We start from the raw sequence: 19,688 nt of genomic DNA, 5'->3' as shown, positions 1-19,688 counted from the left end.
GCCCGGTCCCGGGCCCCTCCCGCCGCCGTCACGACCACGACAGGCGGAGCATGGTCTCCGCTTGGAGGGGGTCCTCGCCCCGGTGGGTGACCAGCACGCCCTCGCCCTCGGGCGAGCCGGTGTACAGCGGCTCGCCGTCGGAGACCCAGCGCCGCCAGGCGTCGGCGAAGGCGCCGGCGCCCGCGCGGTTGCGGCCCAGCACCGTCGGCACCGCGTGGTACACGACGCCGACCGGCAGCGGCCGCCCGGCCAGCCAGGCGGCCAGCGCCGCCCGGCGCGCCTCGTCCGTGCCGGTCAGCACATGGCGGGGCATCACATAGCGCGGTGCCGCCATCGGCGAGACCACCTCGTCGAGCGCCTCGGCGAAGACCTGCGAGGACTCCGGCCCCGCGCCCGCCAGCGACAGCTGGTAGGTGCCGTCGGCGTCCAGCCGCAGCCGCACGCCCTCGGCGCCGGCCGAGGAGTGCCCGGCGGCCTTGAGCGCGTCGGCGACGGCGTAGGCGAAGCGGGCCAGCCCCGGTTCGGCGGCCAGGTCGAGCAGTTCGGCGGCCCGCGCCCGCCGCTCGGCGCGGGCCCGCCGGCGCAGTTCGTCGACCCGGCGCACCCGCGCCCGGTACCGCCGTCGCTGGTCCAGCTGCCAGGCGCAGGCGCCCGCCGCCAGCGGCGCCCCCAGCGCCGGCGCGAGCACGGCGCTGCCGCCGGCCACCCCGGCCAGCACGGCGGCGATGGCCGCCATGGCGAGCAGCCACGGCAGCATCATCGGCGGCGGCACCGGGGTGTGCCGGTAGTGCTCGATGGCGGCCGGGCGGCGCGGGTCGAACAGGGCCGGCCCCACCCGCACGCCGTGCGGCGTCAGCACCGCCGCGGGCAGGGCCGGCGCCCCGGCGCGCACGGCCGGCACGGCCGGCGCCGCGGGCGCGGCGCGGCGGACCCTGATCCGCAGCGTGCGCACCGGCTCGTCGGCGTAGCCGGTGCCGATCCGCCACTGCTCGCGGACCGCGTCGCGGTCGCCGGCCCGGACCAGCATCCGCGCGTTGAAGGCGTCGAAGCCGGCCGGCAGCGGCGGCGCGAAGGGCGACAGCGCCGCGTCGACGTGCGCCACCCCGGCCGCGACGGTTCCGTCGGGGCCCGGCGCGAAGTAGCCGTCGTGCTTGCGTACGAAGCGGTCCCAGTCGGCTGCGCCCTTGGGGTGCTCGTCGGTGACGCACACCACCGTCCAGACGTTCGCCGACTTCTCCGGCCACTCCGGATCCAGCCGCAGCGCCCGGCCCCGGGTCTGCACCACCGAGGTCAGGGTGGTGACCGTGGTCAGGTCGACCAGGGTGTTCACCCGGGCCGCGTCCCAGCCCTCGCCGAGCAGCCCGCGGGTGCCCACCAGCAGCCGGGTGCCGCCCTGCTCGAAGTACTCGGTGACCAGCCGCACCCAGGTGCGCGACGACCAGGCGCCCTCCACCCGCGCCAGCCCGGGCCGCTCGGCCGGCTCCACCGCCAGGCGCAGCTCGGGGCGGCGCTCGGCCAGCCAGGCGGTGAAGCGCTCCGCCGCCGCGGTGGCGGCCGCGACGCTGCGCCCGGTGACCAGCACCGGGTCCAGGTCGGCGGTGCGGGCGTCCTCGGCCAGCGTCTCCAGCAGCAGCCAGGCCGAGCCCGCCTCCTGCGCCAGCACGCCGTCCAGCCGGGCCGGCAGCCGCGCCGTCGCCCGCTCGTGGTCGCACAGCACCAGGCAGCGCAGCCGGTCGCCCAGCGCCGCCGACTCGGCGGCCGCGATCTCGACCGCGCCGTGCGCCTTGGACGCGCTGCGCGCCAGCACCCGGTCCACCGGGCTGGGGCCGGGCCGCACGCCGCGCCGGGTGAGGTTGTGGCCGATGGAGGGCAGCGCCCGCCGGATCGCCGCCAGCGCCTCCTCGTCGCGCGGCTCGCCGCTGGGGCGCAGCGCGTGGCGCACGTAGTCGTCCAGCAGCCGCACCCAGTCGGCCGCGTCGGGCGGGTGTCGGTGCTGCTCGCGCAGGCGCGCGCCCGGCGGCAGCGCCAGCAGCCCGGCGTGGTGCAGCCGCAGCGCCGCGTCGCTCAGCTCGGGTTCGGCGTGCGCGAAGCGGTCCCAGTCCAGCCGCCGGCCGCCGGAGCCGTCGTCGTCGCCGGACCCGACGGGCCGGTCCACGAAGCGGCGGTCCAGCCACTGCGGGAACGGGGTGGTGGCGAAGTCGGGGCGCATCAGGTCGGTGCGCAGCTCGGCGAAGCGGGTGGCCTCGGCCGCGATGTAGTCGCGCTCGACCGGGGTGGGGCTCGCCAGCCAGGCCAGCTCCGCGAAGGGCGCCAGATGGCCGTCGCGGACCAGCGCCGGGATGGACGCGCCCACGATCGGCGTGCCGAACAGCGAGCGCACCAGCGCGGCCTGCTCGGTGCTGAGGCTGGGCGGCGGCGTGCCGGTCAGGCCCACCACGTGCGCGTCGGGCAGCCCGCGCACCACCTCGCTGACCAGCCGCCCCCACACCTGGAGCAGGTGGTGGCACTCGTCCAGCAGCAGGGTGATCGGCCCGGCGCCGCGCAGCGCGGCGACCAACTCGGCGCCGTTGGGGTGCAGCCGGTGCAGCAGCCCGCTGCGCCGCGCCGGCCGGACCGGGCCGTCCTCGGCCCCTTCCTCCGAGACCTCCTCCTCGGGCTCGAACACGGCCAGGGCCTGGTAGGTCAGCACGGTCACCTCGGCGTCCAGCTCGCGCGAGGTGCCGGCCCGCACCGTCGCCGGGGTGAACGCGCCCCACTGCCGCAGCCACTGGCCCTGGATGGCGGTGTTGGGCACCAGCACCACCGTGCGCCGGCCCAGCCGCCTGGCCGCCTCCAGCCCGACCAGGGTCTTGCCCGCGCCCGGCGGCAGCACGATCCAGGCCCGCCGGTGCCCGCCGGCCCAGCGCTCGGCCAGCCGGTCGAGGGCCGCCGCCTGGTAGTCGCGCAGCTCGCCCGGCCAGGCGCACCCGGCGAAGCCCCCGGCGGCCCCGGACGCGCTCACAGCCAGTCGCGCCGTTTGAAGACGACGTACAGGCTCAGGCAGACCAGCAGCATCAGCAGGACCGCGAAGGGGTACCCCAGCGGCCACTCCGTCTCGGGCATATGGGTGAAGTTCATGCCGTACACCGTGCCGATGAGGGTCGGCGCGAACAGGATGGCCGCCCAGGAGGAGATCTTCTTGACCTCCTCGCTCTGGGTGAAGCTCGCCTCGGTGAGGTGCTTGATCTCCTCGTTCTGCGCCTGCGCGACCAGGGTGGCGTTGACGGTGAGGATGTCGGACAGCATCATCCGGAAGCCGTCGACCCGCTCGGCCACCGTGGTGGCGTGGTCGGCGACGTCGCGCAGGTAGCGCTGGAGCTCGGAGTCGGTGCCGTACTTGTCGAAGCCGGCCGCGAGCCCGGCCAGCATGTCCAGCAGCGGACGGGTGGCGCGCTGGAACTCGATCACCTCGCGCGACAGCTCGTAGATGCGCCGCGACACGTTGGGGTCGCCGCCGAAGACCTCGGTCTCGATCTCGTCGATGTCGTTCTGCAGCCCGGCGACCACCGGCGCGTACCCGTCGACCACCCAGTCCACCACCGCGTACAGCACCGCCTCGGGGCCCAGCCGCAGCAGCTCGGGGTTCTCCTCCATCCGGCGCCGCACCGCGCCCAGGTCGGGGGCGCGGCCGTGCCGCACGGTAAGCACGAAGCGGGGGCCCACGAACAGGTGCAGCTCGCCGAACTCGACCTCCTCGGCGTCGTCGAGGTAGCGGGCGGCGCGCAGCACCACGAAGAGGGTGTCGCCGTAGCGCTCCAGCTTGGGCCGCTGGTGCGCCACCACCGCGTCCTCGACGGCCAGCGGATGCAGGTCGAACTCCTGCGCCACCGCGTGCAGCCGCGCCTCGCCGGGCTGGAACAGCCCGATCCACGCCAGGGTGTCGGGCGCCTCGCGCATCCGCCGGTAGGTGTCGGCCAGTGTGGGCGGGGACTCCACCCGCTCGCCGTCGCGGTAGATGGCCGCGTCCACGACGCTGTCCTCGGGTGTCACCTCGTCGGGCAGCGGCCGCTCGGCCATCGACGGCTCGGGATCCGACGGCGGGCGCCCGCGCCCGGACGCGTCCCGCGCCCGGCGCACCCCGCGTCTGACCCAGCCGCCGCGCGTCTCCGACATCGGCCCCACCTCCAGTTGACGGCTCCCGGCAGGCTCAGGGCGCCCGCCACAGCGCGGTGACGTTGACGCCCACGTCGGCCAGCAGCCGGCGCAGCAGCGGCAGCGAGACGCCGAGCACATTGCCGTGGTCGCCGTCGATGCCGTCCACGAACCAGCCGCCGAGCCCGTCGAGGGTGAACGCGCCGGCCACCCGCTCGGGCTCGCCGCTGGCGGCGTAGCGGCGGATGTCGGCCGCACCCGGCCGGCCGAAGCGCACCGAGGTGGAGCCCACCGCGCCCGCCCGGGCGCCGGTGCCGAGGTGGATGACCTGGTGGCCGGTGCGCAGCACGCCGGTGCGGCCCGCCATCGCCTCCCAGCGCCGCACCGCCTCCTCAGCGGAGGCGGGCTTGCCGTAGGCGACTCCGTCAAGTTCCAGCACGGAGTCGCAGCCCAGCAGCACCGCGTCGCCCGCGCCCGCGCGCTCCGCGGCCGCCTCGGCCTTGGCAGTGGCCAGCGCCAGGCACAGGTGCGCGGGGGAGTCGGCCCGCACGGCGGACTCGTCCACCCCGCTGACCAGCACTTCCGGGTCCAGGCCCGCGGCGCGCAGCACACTGAGCCGGGTAGGGGACGCGGAGGCGAGGATCAGGCGGGTCACGGCACCAGAGGTTAGCGGGCCGCGGCCGCCGCGGCACCGACCGCCCGGCGCCGCCGCCCCGCCGCGAGCGCCCCGGACGCCCGTTCCGGGCCCGGGGCCGGCCGGAGACCGGCACAATGGGGGGCATGGCCGTGGAACCGCCCGACTACGCGATCGAGACCGAGCTGCGCCGGGCCGGCGCCCGGGTCGTCGCGGGCGTCGACGAGGTGGGGCGCGGCGCCTGGGCGGGGCCCGTCATGGTGTGCGCCGCCGTCACCGACCTCTCGCCGCCGCCCGAGGGCCTCACCGACTCCAAGCTGCTGGCGCCCAAGCGCCGCACCGAGCTGGCCGGGCTGCTGGAGGGCTGGGTCAGCGCGCACGCCTACGGCTCGGCCAGCCCCGCCGAGATCGACGAACTGGGCATGACCGCGGCCCTGCGCACCGCCGCCCAGCGGGCGCTGCGGCTGCTGCCGGTGCGGCCGGACGCGGTCATCCTGGACGGCAAGCACGACTACCTCGGCCGCCCCTGGCGGGTGCGCACCCAGATCAAGGCCGACCTCACCAGCGTCTCGGTGGCCGCCGCCTCCGTGCTGGCCAAGGTGCGCAGGGACGGCCTGATGGCGGCGCTGGCCGCCGACCACCCCGAGTACGCCTTCGACACCGCCGTGGGCTACCCCTCGCCGGTGCACCGGGCAGCCCTCGACCTGCACGGACCCACCCCGCACCACCGGATGAGCTGGGCCTACCTGGACGACCTCCCCAGGTGGCGCCACCTGCGGGTGCGGCGGCCCGGGCAGGAGGGCGCCGCCGGAGGGAACCAGCTCGAACTCCTGTGACGCCCGGCGGCGCCGTCCCGTGCCGCGGAGATCATCGACGGCCGTCGCCGACGCCCCGTAGGGTGGCCGACACCTCGGGTGAGGCTCGCGCGAGCGCGGCGGGCGCCCTAGGTTGGGGGCGACGGACACGGGCGGAGAGGCGCGATGCGGTACAACGACAGACCCCGGCCGGCGGGTGGGGCCTCGGGGACTCCTCTGCTCGAACGCGTCCGTGCCGCCTACCGCGCGGTGCCGCTGCGCACCCGGCTGATCGCCGGCGGCGCCGTGCTGCTGGCCGCCCTGGTGGCGGGGGCGCTCACCGACATCGGGCTGATCTTCCCGCTCGCGCTCGTGGCGGTACTGCTGGTGGTGGCGCTGATGCGCTCGGCCGATGCCGCCGCCACCCTGCTCATCTGCGCGGTCTGGTCGGCGGCCGCCTTCCAGGTGTTCGGCCTGTTCGGACTCTCGGCCGCCAACCGGGCCGACATCTCCGTCGTGCTGCTGATGCTGCTCCCGCTGCCGGTCGCGCTGGTCGCGTCCCGGCTGCGCGCCTTCCCCGCCTGGCAGACCACCGGGCTCAGCCTCGGCGCCGCCCTGGTGCTCGGCACCGCGGTGCTCGCCGCCACCCACATGTTCCTCGGCGCGGTGGCCGGCGCCGTCGCCGCGGCGGTGGCGGCCGCGGCCGTGCTGCTGGTCCGCGCCTCGGCCGCCCGCCAGGCCGCCCGCAGGCAGCAGCCGCAGCGGCCCGGCGGCCGCCCGGCCGCCGCGGCGCCGGGCGGCCCGCAGCAGACGCAGGGACAGCCCGTCCAGCAGCGCCAGCAGGCGCCGGCCGGCGCGGCGCCCTACCTGCCGGCTCCCTCGGGCGCTGGGCACGACGCGCCGCCGCCGCGGATGTCGGTGCAGGAGGCGCTGGCCGAGCTGGAGAACATGATCGGCCTGGAGCCGGTCAAGCAGCAGATCCGGTCCATCGCCGCCTCCATCGAGGCGGCCAGGATGCGGGCCGAGGCCGGCTACAGCACCGAGAAGCCGCTGCGCCACTTCGTCTTCGTCGGCCCGCCCGGTACCGGCAAGACCAGCGTGGCCCGCATCATCGCCAACATCTTCTACTCCTTCGAGCTGCTGCCCACCCCCTACGTGGTCGAGGCGCAGCGCGCCGACCTGGTCGGGGAGTTCCTGGGCGCCACCGCGCTGAAGACCAACGAGGCGGTCGACCGCGCCCTGGGCGGGGTGCTGTTCATCGACGAGGCGTACTCCCTGGTGAACGCCGGCGACGGCCAGCCCGACCGCTTCGGCAACGAGGCGGTGCAGACCCTGCTCAAGCGGGCCGAGGACGACCGCGACAACCTCGTCATCGTGCTGGCGGGCTACGAGAAGGAGATGGAGTCCTTCCTCGGCTCCAACCCCGGCCTCAGCTCGCGCTTCGGCACCCGGGTGCACTTCCCCAGCTACAGCCCGGCCGAGCTGCTGCAGATCGCGGAGTCGCGCACCGAGGCCCGCGGCGACCAGCTCGACCCCGACGCCCGCCCGGTGCTGTGGCGGCGCCTGGAGGAGGCCGTCGAGCGCGGCATCGTGGACGAGCTGGGCAACGGCCGCTTCGTCCGCTCGCTGGTGGCCCAGGCCGCCCAGGCGCGCGACGTGCGGGTGGTGGGGGCCGGCGGCGCGCCGACGCCCGAGCAGCTGGTCACCATCAGGGGCGAGGACGTCGACGCCGCCTACGCGCAGCTCACCGCCCGCTTCCGCGGCTACGCCGAGACCCCGTCGGTGGAGGAGGCGCTGGCCGAGCTGGACGGCATGATCGGGCTCGACCCGGTCAAGCAGCAGGTCAGGTCGATCGTCGCCCAGCTGCAGGCGGCCCGGCTCCGCCAGGCCCAGGGCCTGCGCTCCCACCCGCCGATGCGGCACTTCGTGTTCACCGGTCCGCCCGGCACCGGCAAGACCACCGTGGCCCGCATCCTGGGGCGGGTCTTCGCCGCACTCGGCCTGCTCTCCCGGCCGGAGGTGGTGGAGGCGCAGCGCGCCGACCTGGTCGGCGAGCACCTTGGCTCCACGGCGGTGAAGACCAACAAGCTGATCGACTCCGCGATGGGCGGCGTGCTCTTCGTGGACGAGGCCTACGCGCTGGCCAACCCCGGCTACAGCGGCGGCGACGCCTTCGGCTCCGAAGCCATCCAGACCCTGCTCAAGCGGGCCGAGGACGACCGCTCCCGGCTGGTGATCGTGCTGGCCGGCTACTCGAGCGAGATGGACCGCTTCCTGGCCAGCAATGCCGGGCTGGCCTCGCGCTTCAACGTGCGGGTGACCTTCCCCAGCTACTCGCCGCGCGAGCTGCGCGCCATCGCCGAGCACCTGGCCGCCGCCGCGGGCGACCGCTTCGATGAGGCGGCGGCCGAGGACCTCGACCAGATCTTCGGCTACGTCTGCGCCGAGGGCTGGATCGACGAACTCGGCAACGGGCGCTTCGCGCGCTCGCTGTTCGAGAAGGCGTGCTCCTTCCGCGACCTGCGCGTCACCAACGAACTCGGCGAGGCGGCGACGGCCGACGACCTCACCACCGTCACCGGCGAGGACCTCCGCGACGCCTACCGCGAGATCACCCGGAACTGAGCCCGCCCCGCCGGGGATGAAATCAGGGTGAACCCCGATCCGGCAGGGGGCCGGTCTTGCTAGTGTCCCGCTCATGAGCGGTTCATCCACCCAGGTAAAGCAGGCTGTGATCCTCGCGGGCGGCCAGGCGACGCGGCTGCGTCCCTACACCGACACCCGGCCCAAGGCGATGGTCGAGGTGGCCGACCGGCCGATCATCGACTACCAGCTGGACTGGCTGGAGCGCCACGGTGTGGAGCAGGTCGTCATCTCCTGCGGCTACAAGGCCGAGGTGCTGCGCGAGTACCTGGGCGACCGCGAGCGCGGGCTCGGGATCACCCTGCTGGTGGAGGACGAGCCGCTGGGCCGGGGCGGCGCGCTCAAGTACGCCGCCTCCGGGCTGCCCGACCGAGACGACCGCTACTTCGCCCTCAACGGCGACATCCTGACCTGGTTCCCGCTGGAGGAGTTCACCGACTTCCACCTCGCCCGCGGCGGCGCGGTCACCCTCGCGCTGGCCCAGTACCGCACCAGCTGGGGCATCGTCGACGTCGACGACGACGGCGTCATCGAGGGCTTCACCCAGAGCCCGCTGCTGCCGTTCTGGATCAACGCCGGCGTCTACCTGTTCGAGCCGCACGTCACCCCGCTGCTGCCCGACAAGGGCGACCACGAGTCCACCACCTTCCCCGAGCTCGCCGCCCGCCGCGAGCTGGCCGGGTACCGCATCAACGGCTTCTGGCGCGGTGTCGACACGGTCAAGGACGTGAAGGAGGCCAGCGAGCAGGTGCCCGCGCTGCTCGCCGCCGAGCCGCCGGTGCCCGCCCCGCGCTGAGGCGTCCGCCGCCGCGCCCTTCGTCCGCGGGCGCGGCGGCGGTCCCGGCGGAGGCGCGGCGCGCCCGCTCTCTCGCCCCCTGCGGCCGGTTCCGGCCGTCCGCGCCGGAATGATTCCGGCGGACCGGTTCGTCCTTCCAACCGGGTGCCGTGAGCCGCGCGCCCGCGTTCGGCGTACGGAAACGGGGGCCAGGGTGATCGAGACCGTCTTCGAAACCGACGACCTGCCCGAACCCGAGCGGCTGGGCCGCTGGCGGGCGCGGCTGCGCGACACCCCGTTCCGGGCGGAGTTCCCCGACGACCCCTCCCGCGCGTCCGGCTTCACCGCCTACGAGCGCGATCTGCGGCTCGGCGCCGTGCACGCGGGCTGGAAGTCGCTGCCGCCGCTGCGGCTGCGCCGGACGGCGCCCCCACCGCCCGAGTGGGCGCGCGTGTACCAGGTCGTCATGCCGCTGCAAGGGAGCTTCCACACCGCCTGGGCCGGCCGCGAGAGCGCCGTGGGCGTGGGCGAACTCCAGATCCACGCCCTGGAACAGGTGGACAGCGCCGTGCTCGCCGCGCCCGGCGGGCGGCGCTCCGTCCAGATGTGCGCCGTCGCCGTCCCCCAGGAGCTGCTGCCGCTGCCGGAGCGGCAGCTCCGGCGGCTGCTCGGGCGGCGGATACCGGCGAGCGACGGTGTCGGCGGCCTGCTGGCCGGCCTCGCCACCCGGCTGGTGACCCGCGGCGAGGCCGACAACTACAGCCCCGCCGACGCCCGGCGGCTGGGCTCCATCGTGCTCGACCTCGTGAGCAGCGTCTTCGCCCACGAACTCGAGGCCGAGGGCGCACTCGAACCCGAGGCCCATACCCGCTCGCTGACCCTGCGCATCCAGGCGTTCATCCTGCGGCACCTGCGCGAACCCGACCTCGCCCCGGCCGCGATCGCGGCCGCCCACCACATCTCGCTCAGCTACCTGCACCGTCTGTTCCAGGCGCAGGGCACCACCGTCTCCAGCTGGATCCGCGGCCGGCGGCTCGAACGGGCCCGCCGCGACCTCGCCGACCCGGCCCTGTCGGGGACGGCGGTGCACCGCATCGCCGCGAGCTGGGGCTTCGCGCACGCCGCCGCCTTCAGCCGCCTGTTCCGCGACGCCTACGGCATGGCGCCGAGCGCCTACCGCAGATCCGCGCTGGGCGCCGCGGCCGAGGCCGTGCCGGGCCGATGAGCGGGGCGGCGCGCCCGGCCTAGAGCTCGTCGAGCGCCCGCACCAGGGCGGCGTCGTCGCCGGCCGCGGCGGTGAGGGCGTCGATCAGCCGGTGCAGCACGTCGAGCCGCTGCTCGCCCTGGTCGAGCAGCCGCTCGGCCGCCTCCCACAGCTGCGGCGGATCGCCGTCCCACAGCCGGGTGGCCAGTTCGTCGTGGCGGTCGAGGTGCCGCTCGGCCTCGGCCGCGGCGCCCTCAGCCGCCGCGTCCGCGCCCGGAGCCGGCGGCTCGGGCAGGTCCATGTGGTCCAGGCGGAGCAGCCGGCGGCGGTCGGCGGGCTCGCACGGGTCGAGCTCGTCCAGGTCGAGATCGCCGTGCACGCCGGTGAGCAGCGGGAAGGCGAACATCCGGCGCGGCAGCGCCTCAAGATCGCCGTCGGGCAGCAGCCGCGGCAGCACCGACCAGTCGACCCCGTAGGACGCCGGGTCGCGGTAGGCGGCGCTGAAGGGCTCGGTGGACTCCCACAGGGTGTCCAGCACCGCCCGGATCGCCTCGGCCGGCAGCTCGCCCACCCGCCCGGCCCACCGGGTCCACGCCGCCAGGACGTGCGGCATCGCCTCCTGCTCGGCCGGGGTCAGGATGACCTTGCGCGGCAGCCAGGTGAGCAGGAACAGCTCCGTCTTGACCGGGCTGATCCGCAGCGGGCGGCCGAAGTCGGCGTCGCAGCCGTAGTCGATGATCTGGTCGACGCAGCGCCCGGCGGTGTAGCTGTCGGAGAGCTCGGCCGCCTCCGCCGAGGCGAGGAACCGCGCCGCCAGGGTGGCCCGCCGGTCGCGGCCGTACACCGGGTGCAGCGGACGGCGCCGCCGGTTGGGCGGCAGCGCCCGGATCCGCGAGCGCACCAGGGCGTGGTACCCGGCGAAGCCCTCGCTCACCTTCGGCACCGCGGCGGCGTTGGTCTCGGCCAGCGCCTCCTCCAGCAGGCCGCGCGCCCGCACCGGGTCCATCGGCTCGAAGCGCGCCATGGGGTCGCTGGCCGCCTGCGCGCGGACGTGTGCGAACAGGCGGTCCAGCTTGGAGGTGACCCAGGCGTCGCGCAGCATCCCGCCGGAGTTGTAGTCGATCACGGCGATCAGCGCGTGCGCCGCCTCGCCCCGGTAGCTGAAGGTGCAGATCAGCTCGTCGGAGTCGCCGTACAGGGTGCGCGAGACGTGGCACTCGTGCGCCTCGACCGCGCCCAGGCTCTCGGCCCAGCCGGGCCGGGGCACGCCGTCGCGGATCAGCCGGAGCGCGGCGTGCTCGGCGGCGGCCGACTGGCGCACCGTGCCGAGCGAGGCGATGCCGGTGAGCAGGGCCAGCGCCGCCGGGGTGCCGGCACGGGCGGCGTGGCCCACCAGGCCCTCACCGAACAGCTGCTCGGCGTCGCCGCTGATCAGACGGTTGCCCCACCACGAACCGAGCAGCTTGCTGACCACCAGTTCGGCTTCGAGCGGGGAGCGGATCGCCAGCAGGCTGCGGGCGGCGCGCAGCATCTCGGCGAAGAGTTCGTCCGGCGGCGGCGCCACCGGGTCGGTCGCGGTGCCGGCGGGGTGCGGGCCCGAGCCGCCGCCCGGACCGGAGCCGCCCGCGCCCGAGCCGTCCGGGCGCCAGGAGTCCTCATCAGGCTGGCGGCGGTGGCTGGGACTCACGGCGGACGGTCCTCCCGATATCCATGTGGGCAGGGGCGCTGCGCACATTATCGGTGTTCGGACCGACCGGTCCGCCCAAAAAGGCGATCGGGTCCGCTAGCCGACGTCGCCGGCCGACTCGCTCGGCCGGCCGGGCCCCACGATGGTGGGCGGGCCCGAGGGGGGTTGCGACTTGGCGATGCCCTGGAGGTGCTCGCGGGCGATCCCCGCCACCAGGTCAGGGGTCACCGCGATGCCCAGGTGCCGCGCGCACGCCCGCGCGTTCGACACGCAGCGGTGCACCGCCGTCTCGGGGAGGCCGCTGAACTCGCATGAGAGCTCCGCCGTCACCCGTTCGTAGTCCGACACTCCGAGCATGTCCACCGTCATGGGCCAGCCCCCCTCGACCGGATGTGCGCTGCCGCCGACCGCACGACGACCACCACCGTCGTGGTGTCGGCGCCGACCTCGCGATTGGGCGAACCGGGCCGGTGATCACGGTAATGTCACGGGCCGGCTCGCAATCCCATTCCACCCGCTGTGAGCCGGGTGTCAAGAGAGCCGGGCCGTCTCTCGTGAGGCGTCAAGGGGTGCGGTCATCGTTTCGTCAACTCAGCGCAATCGCTGCGGCCGATACCTGTCGCCGCGGGGCCCGGCCGTGGCAGCATTGTCGGTTGGCCCGGTCGCGCCCGATACGCTCCCGGCGCCGCCTTCGCCCCGCCACGCGCCTTCGGGCCGCCGCCGCGCCCGCCGCGGGAGCGAACGGCCGCCAAACCGGAGTAAACAACCGGCACGGAACCGTTCACGCCGCCGCGGAAGGGCATGAACGCATACCATGTACAGGCCGGAGCCTCCGGCGCCGACGCGCGGCCGCACCCCCTCGTCCCCCCGACCAGGGAGTCCGGCCGGTGCGGCGGCGGATCCGCACCGTGCCGGCACCGCCGCCCCCCTGGCCGCGGAGCCGACGCGGTCGGCGCCCGGACGAGGGCGGCGGCAGGTATTCGGACATCGCCGGACACCCGCGAGGTGTCGTGTCGGGAAGCAGAGCGCTAGCCTGTCACCGGCGGTGATGGAAGGCCAATCGGTGGTAGTGAGCGGCGCGTGACGGAGGTGTCCACCATGAGCACCGAGACGTCCGTCCCCTCGCAGCGCAACGGCCTGGCCAAGCTGGGAGCCGCCGACACCAATCTGCTGTCCGCGCTGCTCAAGCGCGCGCCGGTCGGTTTCGCCTTCTTCGCTCCCGACCTCTCCTTCCAGCGCGTGAACGCCACCCTCGCCCAGGTCTACGGCCTGGAGGAGGCCGACTGCCTCGGCCGCCGCCCCTCCGAGGTGCTGCCGGCGGGCGCCGGCGCCGCCCACGAGGCGGCGCTGCGCCGCGTCCTGGACGGCGAGAGCGCCGCCAACGGCAGCCACCGCACCCCGGGCGAGCCGGTCCAGCACTGGTCGCTGTCGTGGTTCCCCTCCCATGACGACGACGGCGTCATCGACGGCATCGCGATGATCGCCATCGACGTCACCGACCAGCGGGCCGCCGAGGAGGACGTCCGCCGCAGCGAGGAGCGGTACCGCTCGCTGGTGCAGGCCAGCACCCAGGTGATCTGGGTGGCCGCGCCCGACGGCCAGATCCGCGAGGACTCCCCGGAGTGGCGGGCCATCACCGGCCAGGACCTGCCCGAGTACCTGGGCGACGGCTGGATGGAGACCCTGCACCCCGACGACCTGGACCGCGTCCGCTCCCAGTGGCGCCAGGCGGTCGCGACGCGGACCAGCGTCGACACCCGCTTCCGCGTGCGCACCCGCAACGGCGGCTACCGCAGCTTCGAGTCGCACGCCGTGCCGATCATCCGCGGCGGCGAGGTGGTGGAGTGGGTCGGCGCCAACACCGACGTCACCCAGCAGCGCGAGGCCGACGAGATGCGCCAGCGCCTCACCCAGCAGCTGAGCGAGGCGGCGCTGCGCACGGCGCGCCTCCAGCAGGCCACCTCACAGCTGGCCGAGGCGCTCACCGTCAGCGAGGTGGTGCGCGTCATCGGCGAGGTCGGCGTCGCCTCGGTCGGCGTCGACCGCGCCGCGGTGGCGCTGCTCGACCGGGAGCGGCTGCGGCTGCGGCTGGTCAACCCCGAGGGCGTCCCCGACGTGCCGGGCGCCCCGGCGCCCGTCCAGGCGCTGGACGTGCCCAGCGTGATGACGATCGCGGTGAACGAGCGGCGCCCGGTGATCGTGGAGGATCCCGAGCAGCTTCGGCGGCTGCTGGAGTCCTCGCCGGACGCCGAGGACTTCCTGGCGCACACCGACGAGCGGGCGTGGGTCGGGCTGCCGCTACTGGCCGCGGGCTCGGTGCTCGGGGCGCTGCGGTTCTCCTTCGGCCACACCCGGCGGATCTCCGACGAGGAGCGGGTGTTCCTGGAGGCGCTGGCCGGGCAGTGCGCGCTCGCGGTGGAGCGCGCGCAGATGTACGAGCGCGAGCACAGCGCCGCCGAGACCCTCCAGCTGAGCCTGCTGCCCGACACGCTGCCGGATGTGGCCGGGCTGCGCTTCGGGCGCATGTACCGCTCGGGCACCCAGCATGTGCAGGTCGGCGGCGACTGGTACGACGCGTTCGTGCTGCCCGACGGCAGGCTGGCCGGTGTGGTGGGCGACGTGATGGGGAAGGGTCTGAAGGCGGCGGCCGGAATGAGCCGGGTGCGCAACGCGCTTCGCGCGCTGGCGTACGCCGACCCGGACCCGGGCGCCGTGCTGAGCGGCCTGGACCGGGTCTTCACCGCCACCGAGCGGGAGGACCAGGTCGCGACGCTGGCGTACTTCGTGCTCGACCCCGCCACGGGCGAGGGGGTGTACGCCAGTGCGGGCCATCCGCCGCCGCTGCTGCTGGGCGGGGGCGGCGCGGCGGAGCTGTTCGCCGAGGAGGCGGGCACTCCGCTGGGCGTGCCGAACGGCGGGGAGCCGTACGAGGGCCGGGGGTTCACGATGCCGCCGGGCAGCACGCTGGTGCTGTACTCCGACGGCCTGGTGGAGAATCGCAAGCGAGGGGTGGGGACGGGTCTTGACACACTTGTGACGGTCGGCGCCGCCGCGCCCGCCGATCAGGCCGGCGACCCCGATCGCTTGATCGAATATCTCGTGGAGCGCATGCTCGCAGGTTATGAGCAGGATGACGACGTCACACTGCTCGCCGTCCACATCCCGATCCGGGACAACTGACCGTACGAAGAACTCATCTCAGCCGCCTATGGTGGAGAGCAGCGACCTGCGGGTCGAGCCGACCCTCGCGCCACGGGGGGCGTGTCGTCCCCGCGGTGCCGTGTCAAAATTGCATGTCATCGCCTGCACGTTGCTGCGGGCTCGCGCCCGCGAGGGCCGCCGGGTCCACAATCTCGCCACACGTCCGTTCGAGAGGTGTTTGTGTCGCCTGCCAGTTCGACCCGCTCAAAGCAGTCCGAGCTGCCTGAGCCTGTCATCCAGCAGCTGATCGAGCGTGGACGGTCCCAGGGGTACCTTGAGCCCGAGGACGTGCGCCGAGCCTTCGAGGAGGCCGAGATCCCCATGTCGAAGGCCCAGGCAGTCCTGCGCAGTCTGAGCAAGGAGGGCGTGACGGTCGCCGTGGGCGCCGCCGACTCCGCTCCCGCCAAGCGCCGGCTCAACCGGCGCAAGGCAGCACCGCGGGCCAAGACGGCAGCCGCGGCGAAGGAACAGCCGGAAACCGTGACCGCCGTAGTGGACGCCACCGCGGCCCCGGCCAGCGCCCCCGCCAAGAAGCGCAAGCGAGCGGCCGAGACCACGTCCCGCCCGGCGGTCGGCCAGGAGGCGACCGTGACCCAGCCACGGACGAAGTCGAGCACCGCGGCGGCATCCACCGCCAACGGCACGGCCGCACCCCGCAAGCGGGGCCAGAAGGCGGCCAAGGAGCCCGCCGCCCCGGTACCCGCCGAGGCGGCCGCAGACGCCGACGAGCTGGACACCGATCTCGAACTCGACGCCGACATCGAGCTTGAGGCCGACATCGAGCTGACCGACGACGTCGACGCCGACGACCCGGCCGAGATCGACACCGACACCGTCGTGGACGCCGAGGCCGACACCGCCGACGACGACACCGACGACACTGAGGCCGAGGCCCCGCAGGGGGCCGCCGCGGCGGCCAAGCCGGGCGCGGCGGTGCCCGCCCAGGGCAAGCCGGGCGCGCAGGGCGAGGACGAGACCTTCGTCGTCATCGAGGACGACGACGACGCCCCGGCCGCGCAGATCGCCGCCGCCGGCGCCACCGCCGACCCGGTGAAGGACTACCTCAAGCAGATCGGCAAGGTCCCGCTGCTCAACGCCGAGCAGGAGGTCGAACTGGCCAAGCGGATCGAGGCGGGCCTGTTCGCCGAGGAGAAGCTGGCCGAGGAGTACACCACCCTCGCCTTCGAGTTCCGCGACGAGCTCGACTGGATCGCCGCCGACGGCCGCCGGGCCAAGAACCACCTGCTCGAGGCGAACCTGCGTCTGGTGGTCTCGCTGGCCAAGCGCTACACCGGGCGCGGCATGCTCTTCCTGGACCTGATCCAGGAGGGCAACCTCGGCCTGATCCGCGCGGTGGAGAAGTTCGACTACACCAAGGGCTACAAGTTCTCCACCTACGCCACCTGGTGGATCCGGCAGGCCATCACCCGCGCCATGGCCGACCAGGCGCGCACCATCCGCATCCCGGTGCACATGGTGGAGGTCATCAACAAGCTGGCCCGCGTCCAGCGGCAGATGCTGCAGGACCTCGGCCGGGAGCCCACTCCGGAAGAGCTCGCCAAGGAGCTCGACATGTCGCCGGAGAAGGTCGTGGAGGTGCAGAAGTACGGCCGCGAGCCGATCTCGCTGCACACCCCGCTCGGTGAGGACGGCGACAGCGAGTTCGGCGACCTCATCGAGGACTCCGAGGCGATCCAGCCGGGCGAGGCCGTCAGCTTCACCCTGCTCCAGGAGCAGCTGCACTCCGTGCTCGACACCCTGTCCGAGCGCGAGGCCGGCGTGGTCTCGATGCGCTTCGGGCTGACCGACGGCCAGCCCAAGACCCTCGACGAGATCGGCAAGGTCTACGGGGTCACCCGGGAGCGCATCCGGCAGATCGAGAGCAAGACGATGTCGAAGCTGCGCCACCCCTCGCGCTCCCAGGTCCTGCGCGACTACCTCGACTGACGGACCGTGGCCTGGTTCAGCGGACCCGAGCCCGTGTCCACACGGGGGCTGGTCCTCGACCGCACCTGGTACGACCAGGAGCTCGACGCCGCCTGCGACACCGTGTCCGACGGCCATCCGGCCGCCGGCGCGGTGCTGCTGGCGGCCGGCCGCGACGACCACGAGCGCCGCGCGCTGCGCGCCGAGGGGCTCGGCCGGGCCGGGCGCGAGCTGGCCACCGAGGTCACCGCGCTCGCCGTCGACACCGACGACGACACCGAGCGGGCCGACCTGCTGCTGTGGCTGGGCTGGATCCGGATCGCGGCGGCCTGGCACGGCACGCTCGATGCCGAGCGGGGCGGCACCCCGCTTGACCTCGCGAAGCTGGGCGATGCGCTGACCAAGGCCGAGGAGCCGCTGCGCACCGCCGCGCGGCTGCTGCCCGACGACCCGGTGCCGTGGGTCGGCCTGCTGTGGTGGGCGCTGGGCAGCGGCGCCGACGACTCCGTGCGCGACGAACTGTGGGCGGAGGTCCAGCGGCGCGCCCCCTCGCTGTACGCCGGGCACGTCGCGCGGCTGCACTCCCTGAGCCCGCGGTACGGCGGCTCGCCCGAGCGGATGTTCGCCTTCGCCTGGGAGACCGTGCAGCAGGCGCCCGAGGGCGACCCCCTGCCCGCGGTGCTCCCGCTCGCGCACGCCGACCACCTGCTCAGCCAGCGCGCGGCGCTGCTCGCGGCGGGCAAGGCCCGGCGGGCGCAGCGCTTCGCCTCCACCTACTTCAACGCCAGGATGATCCGCGAGCTGGAGACGGCCGACCGCAAGTGGCGGCTGAACGCGCGGCCGCACCCCCGCTACCTGGAGGCGCACCACCTCTTCGCCTGGGCCTTCATCCGCGCCGGCAACATCCACGCCGCGCGCTGGCACATGCGGTGGCCGGGGGAGCGGGCGGCGACGGTGCCGTGGGGCTACGAGGGCGATCCGGCGGCGCACTACGCCGTCGCACGCGACGCGGTGCTCAACGCCCCCGGCTTCGGCTGACACCGACGGAGGACCACCCCCGATGGGCATGATCGGCAAGTACGCGCGGGTGACGCCCACCCAGCTGGACCGCGCGCTGGGCGAGCCCGTGTGGGCGCTGGAGCACGCCTACCGGCTGGCCGAGGGAGAAGGGGCGGTCGGCGCGGGCGGCGAGCCCTGGTACCTGGACATCGACAAGTCCTGGTGGGCGCTGGGCGTCCTGCTCGACCGCGCGGCCGGCGAGACCCCGGCCAACCCCTTCCTCGGCGGCGAGGTCCTCGGCGATTTGGACTGGGGCCAGGGCCCGGCCCGCTTCCTGAGCCCGGCGTCGACGGCGGAGGCGGCCGCGACGCTGGCCGGGCTGCCCTTCGCCCGGCTCGCCGAGCACTTCGACGCCGACGACCTCAACGCCGAGGGCATCTACCCGCGCAGCTGGCACGAGGGCGACCAGGACGGGTACCTGCGGCCCAACTACCAGGCGGTCACCACCCTGTTCGCCGGCGCCGCGGGCGCCGGCGACGCGGTGCTGCTCTGGGTGGACTGAGCGGACGCTCCGCCCGCCGCACGGGATCGACCGGCGAAACGATCTCAGATACAAAACCGTCCGAATCCGGCCTAACGCCGTCCCGGCTTCGCTAGAGTTCCCCGCATTATGGGACTTTTCCGGCGCAAGGCCGCTCCACCCGATCCCGATATCGCGGCGCTGATCGTCGACCGCACCTGGCAGGACCCGGCCCTGGACGCCGGGGTCGACGCCGTCGCCGAGGGGCACCTCGCCGCCGGCGTCGCACTGCTCCGCGAGACCCGCGCGGATCCCGAACTCCGCGTACTGCGCACCGAGGCGCTGGCGGACGCGGCCGTCGGCGGCAGCGAGCGGATCGCCGCCCTGATCAGCGAGCACCTGCCCGACGACGAGGTCGCCGATCTGCTGCTGTGGCTGGGCCGGACCCTGATCTCCGAGGCGTGGAGCATCCGCGGCAGCGGCTACGCCTCCACCGTCGGCGCGGAGCGCTTCAAGCTGTTCCACACCACCCTGCACAAGGCCCACCAGCCGCTGCTCGCCGCCACCGAGCTGCGTCCCGACGACCCGGCGCCCTGGGCCGCGCTCCAGACCATGGCCATGGGACTGGGGGTGCCGCGCGAGCAGTTCGACCTGGTGTGGCAGGAGATCACCCGGCGGTCGCCGCACCTGTACCCCGCGCACTGGGTCAGACTCCAGATCCTCGCGGAGAAGTGGCACGGCTCCCACGACGAGATGTTCGCCTTCGCCCGCGAGACCGTGCGGTCGGCGCCGTCGGGCCACCCCGTCACCGCGATGCTGCCGCTGGCGCACGAGGAGTACGTGCTCCGCCGCAAGGGCGCGATCGCCGACGAGGGCGGCGGCGCGGTGGCGACGGTGAAGTTCCTCGCCACGTACTACACCGAGGCGGTCCGCAGCGAGCTGCGCGGCGCCTCGGACCGGTGGTGCGCGGCGGAACCGCCGCCGCACCCGCGTGCGATCGAGGCGCACCACCTGTTCGGCGCCGCGCTCGCCTCCGCCGGCGACCGGGAGGCGGCGCGCTGGCACCTCGGCCGGATCGGCGACCGCGTTCACGGCCTCCCATGGGGCTACCGGGGCAACGACCCGGTCAAGCAGTTCCTCAAGACCGCCCGCCGGGTGGGCGCCCGCTGAAGGC

At 74.7% G+C, this 19,688-nt stretch carries 14 protein-coding genes; 9 read left to right on the top strand and 5 right to left on the bottom strand.

The window, feature by feature from the left end; genetic code table 11:
- Positions 1–28 precede the first annotated feature (28 nt).
- The 3 genes from CLV72_RS21635 to CLV72_RS21625 are packed head-to-tail and all read right to left on the bottom strand — an operon-like array spanning position 29 to position 4,786.
- Positions 29–3,001, bottom strand: coding sequence for a DEAD/DEAH box helicase family protein (locus CLV72_RS21635; RefSeq protein ID WP_245930353.1), 2,973 nt, complete (start codon positions 2,999–3,001; stop codon positions 29–31).
- The gene (locus CLV72_RS21630) at positions 2,998–4,152 is read right to left on the bottom strand and encodes a magnesium and cobalt transport protein CorA (protein WP_211303013.1); all 1,155 of its coding nucleotides are present in this window, start codon (positions 4,150–4,152) and stop codon (positions 2,998–3,000) included. The genes CLV72_RS21635 and CLV72_RS21630 overlap by 4 nt, the downstream gene beginning before the upstream one ends.
- A gap of 34 nt (positions 4,153–4,186) precedes the next feature.
- Entirely contained in the window at positions 4,187–4,786 is a 600-nt protein-coding gene (locus CLV72_RS21625; RefSeq protein ID WP_106249378.1) for a Maf family protein, read from the bottom strand.
- A 116-nt stretch (positions 4,787–4,902) separates the two neighbouring features.
- On the opposite strand from CLV72_RS21625, the gene CLV72_RS21620 reads away from it, so the two are divergent.
- From CLV72_RS21620 to CLV72_RS21605, 4 genes are all read left to right on the top strand, one after another.
- Positions 4,903–5,601, top strand: a complete 699-nt coding sequence (locus CLV72_RS21620) for a ribonuclease HII (protein WP_425428096.1) — start codon at positions 4,903–4,905, stop codon at positions 5,599–5,601.
- 144 nt (positions 5,602–5,745) lie between these two features.
- The gene (locus tag CLV72_RS21615) at positions 5,746–8,184 is read left to right on the top strand and encodes an AAA family ATPase (protein ID WP_106249376.1); all 2,439 of its coding nucleotides are present in this window, start codon (positions 5,746–5,748) and stop codon (positions 8,182–8,184) included.
- Between the two features lie 73 nt (positions 8,185–8,257).
- Complete coding sequence (locus CLV72_RS21610; protein ID WP_106249374.1) at positions 8,258–8,998, top strand: nucleotidyltransferase family protein; 741 nt, start codon at positions 8,258–8,260, stop codon at positions 8,996–8,998.
- Positions 8,999–9,191: 193 nt separating this feature from the next.
- The gene (locus tag CLV72_RS21605) at positions 9,192–10,202 is read left to right on the top strand and encodes a helix-turn-helix transcriptional regulator (protein WP_170141066.1); all 1,011 of its coding nucleotides are present in this window, start codon (positions 9,192–9,194) and stop codon (positions 10,200–10,202) included.
- A gap of 19 nt (positions 10,203–10,221) precedes the next feature.
- On the opposite strand, the gene CLV72_RS21600 is transcribed toward CLV72_RS21605, so the two are convergent.
- Together CLV72_RS21600 and CLV72_RS21595 are read right to left on the bottom strand one after the other, a co-directional pair.
- Positions 10,222–11,868, bottom strand: a complete 1,647-nt coding sequence (locus CLV72_RS21600; protein WP_342755682.1) for a hypothetical protein — start codon at positions 11,866–11,868, stop codon at positions 10,222–10,224.
- Positions 11,869–11,964: 96 nt separating this feature from the next.
- The gene (locus CLV72_RS21595; RefSeq protein WP_245930352.1) at positions 11,965–12,237 is read right to left on the bottom strand and encodes a hypothetical protein; all 273 of its coding nucleotides are present in this window, start codon (positions 12,235–12,237) and stop codon (positions 11,965–11,967) included.
- Between the two features lie 729 nt (positions 12,238–12,966).
- On the opposite strand from CLV72_RS21595, the gene CLV72_RS21590 reads away from it, so the two are divergent.
- From CLV72_RS21590 to CLV72_RS21570, 5 genes are all read left to right on the top strand, one after another.
- On the top strand, positions 12,967–15,048 hold the full coding sequence (locus CLV72_RS21590; protein ID WP_106249369.1) for a SpoIIE family protein phosphatase: 2,082 nt from the start codon (positions 12,967–12,969) through the stop codon (positions 15,046–15,048).
- Between the two features lie 309 nt (positions 15,049–15,357).
- Positions 15,358–17,016, top strand: coding sequence for an RNA polymerase sigma factor (locus CLV72_RS21585; protein ID WP_245930373.1), 1,659 nt, complete (start codon positions 15,358–15,360; stop codon positions 17,014–17,016).
- Positions 17,017–17,049: 33 nt separating this feature from the next.
- A complete protein-coding gene (locus CLV72_RS21580) occupies positions 17,050–18,033 on the top strand; it encodes a hypothetical protein (RefSeq protein WP_146159515.1) in 984 nt (327 codons plus the stop codon).
- 22 nt (positions 18,034–18,055) lie between these two features.
- Positions 18,056–18,556 (top strand): YfbM family protein, encoded by a 501-nt coding sequence (locus CLV72_RS21575; RefSeq protein WP_106249361.1) that lies wholly within the window; start codon positions 18,056–18,058, stop codon positions 18,554–18,556.
- Positions 18,557–18,664: 108 nt separating this feature from the next.
- Complete coding sequence (locus CLV72_RS21570) at positions 18,665–19,684, top strand: hypothetical protein (protein ID WP_106249358.1); 1,020 nt, start codon at positions 18,665–18,667, stop codon at positions 19,682–19,684.
- Positions 19,685–19,688 lie beyond the last annotated feature (4 nt).

This window comes from Allonocardiopsis opalescens (assembly GCF_003002095.1).
Classification (GTDB): Bacteria; Actinomycetota; Actinomycetes; order Streptosporangiales; family Streptosporangiaceae; genus Allonocardiopsis; species Allonocardiopsis opalescens.
This window is presented reverse-complemented; position numbering and strand designations above follow the sequence as displayed.

Bases quoted from the DNA above. Each gene is read 5' to 3' on its own strand.
- CLV72_RS21630 (WP_211303013.1), bottom strand. From the start codon at position 4,152: ATGTCGGAGACGCGCGGCGGCTGGGTCAGACGCGGGGTGCGCCGGGCG.
- CLV72_RS21620 (WP_425428096.1), top strand. From the start codon at position 4,903: ATGGGGGGCATGGCCGTGGAACCGCCCGACTACGCGATCGAGACCGAG.
- CLV72_RS21615 (WP_106249376.1), top strand. From the start codon at position 5,746: ATGCGGTACAACGACAGACCCCGGCCGGCGGGTGGGGCCTCGGGGACT.
- CLV72_RS21610 (WP_106249374.1), top strand. From the start codon at position 8,258: ATGAGCGGTTCATCCACCCAGGTAAAGCAGGCTGTGATCCTCGCGGGC.
- CLV72_RS21595 (WP_245930352.1), bottom strand. From the start codon at position 12,237: ATGACGGTGGACATGCTCGGAGTGTCGGACTACGAACGGGTGACGGCG.
- CLV72_RS21590 (WP_106249369.1), top strand. From the start codon at position 12,967: ATGAGCACCGAGACGTCCGTCCCCTCGCAGCGCAACGGCCTGGCCAAG.
- CLV72_RS21575 (WP_106249361.1), top strand. From the start codon at position 18,056: ATGGGCATGATCGGCAAGTACGCGCGGGTGACGCCCACCCAGCTGGAC.
- CLV72_RS21570 (WP_106249358.1), top strand. From the start codon at position 18,665: ATGGGACTTTTCCGGCGCAAGGCCGCTCCACCCGATCCCGATATCGCG.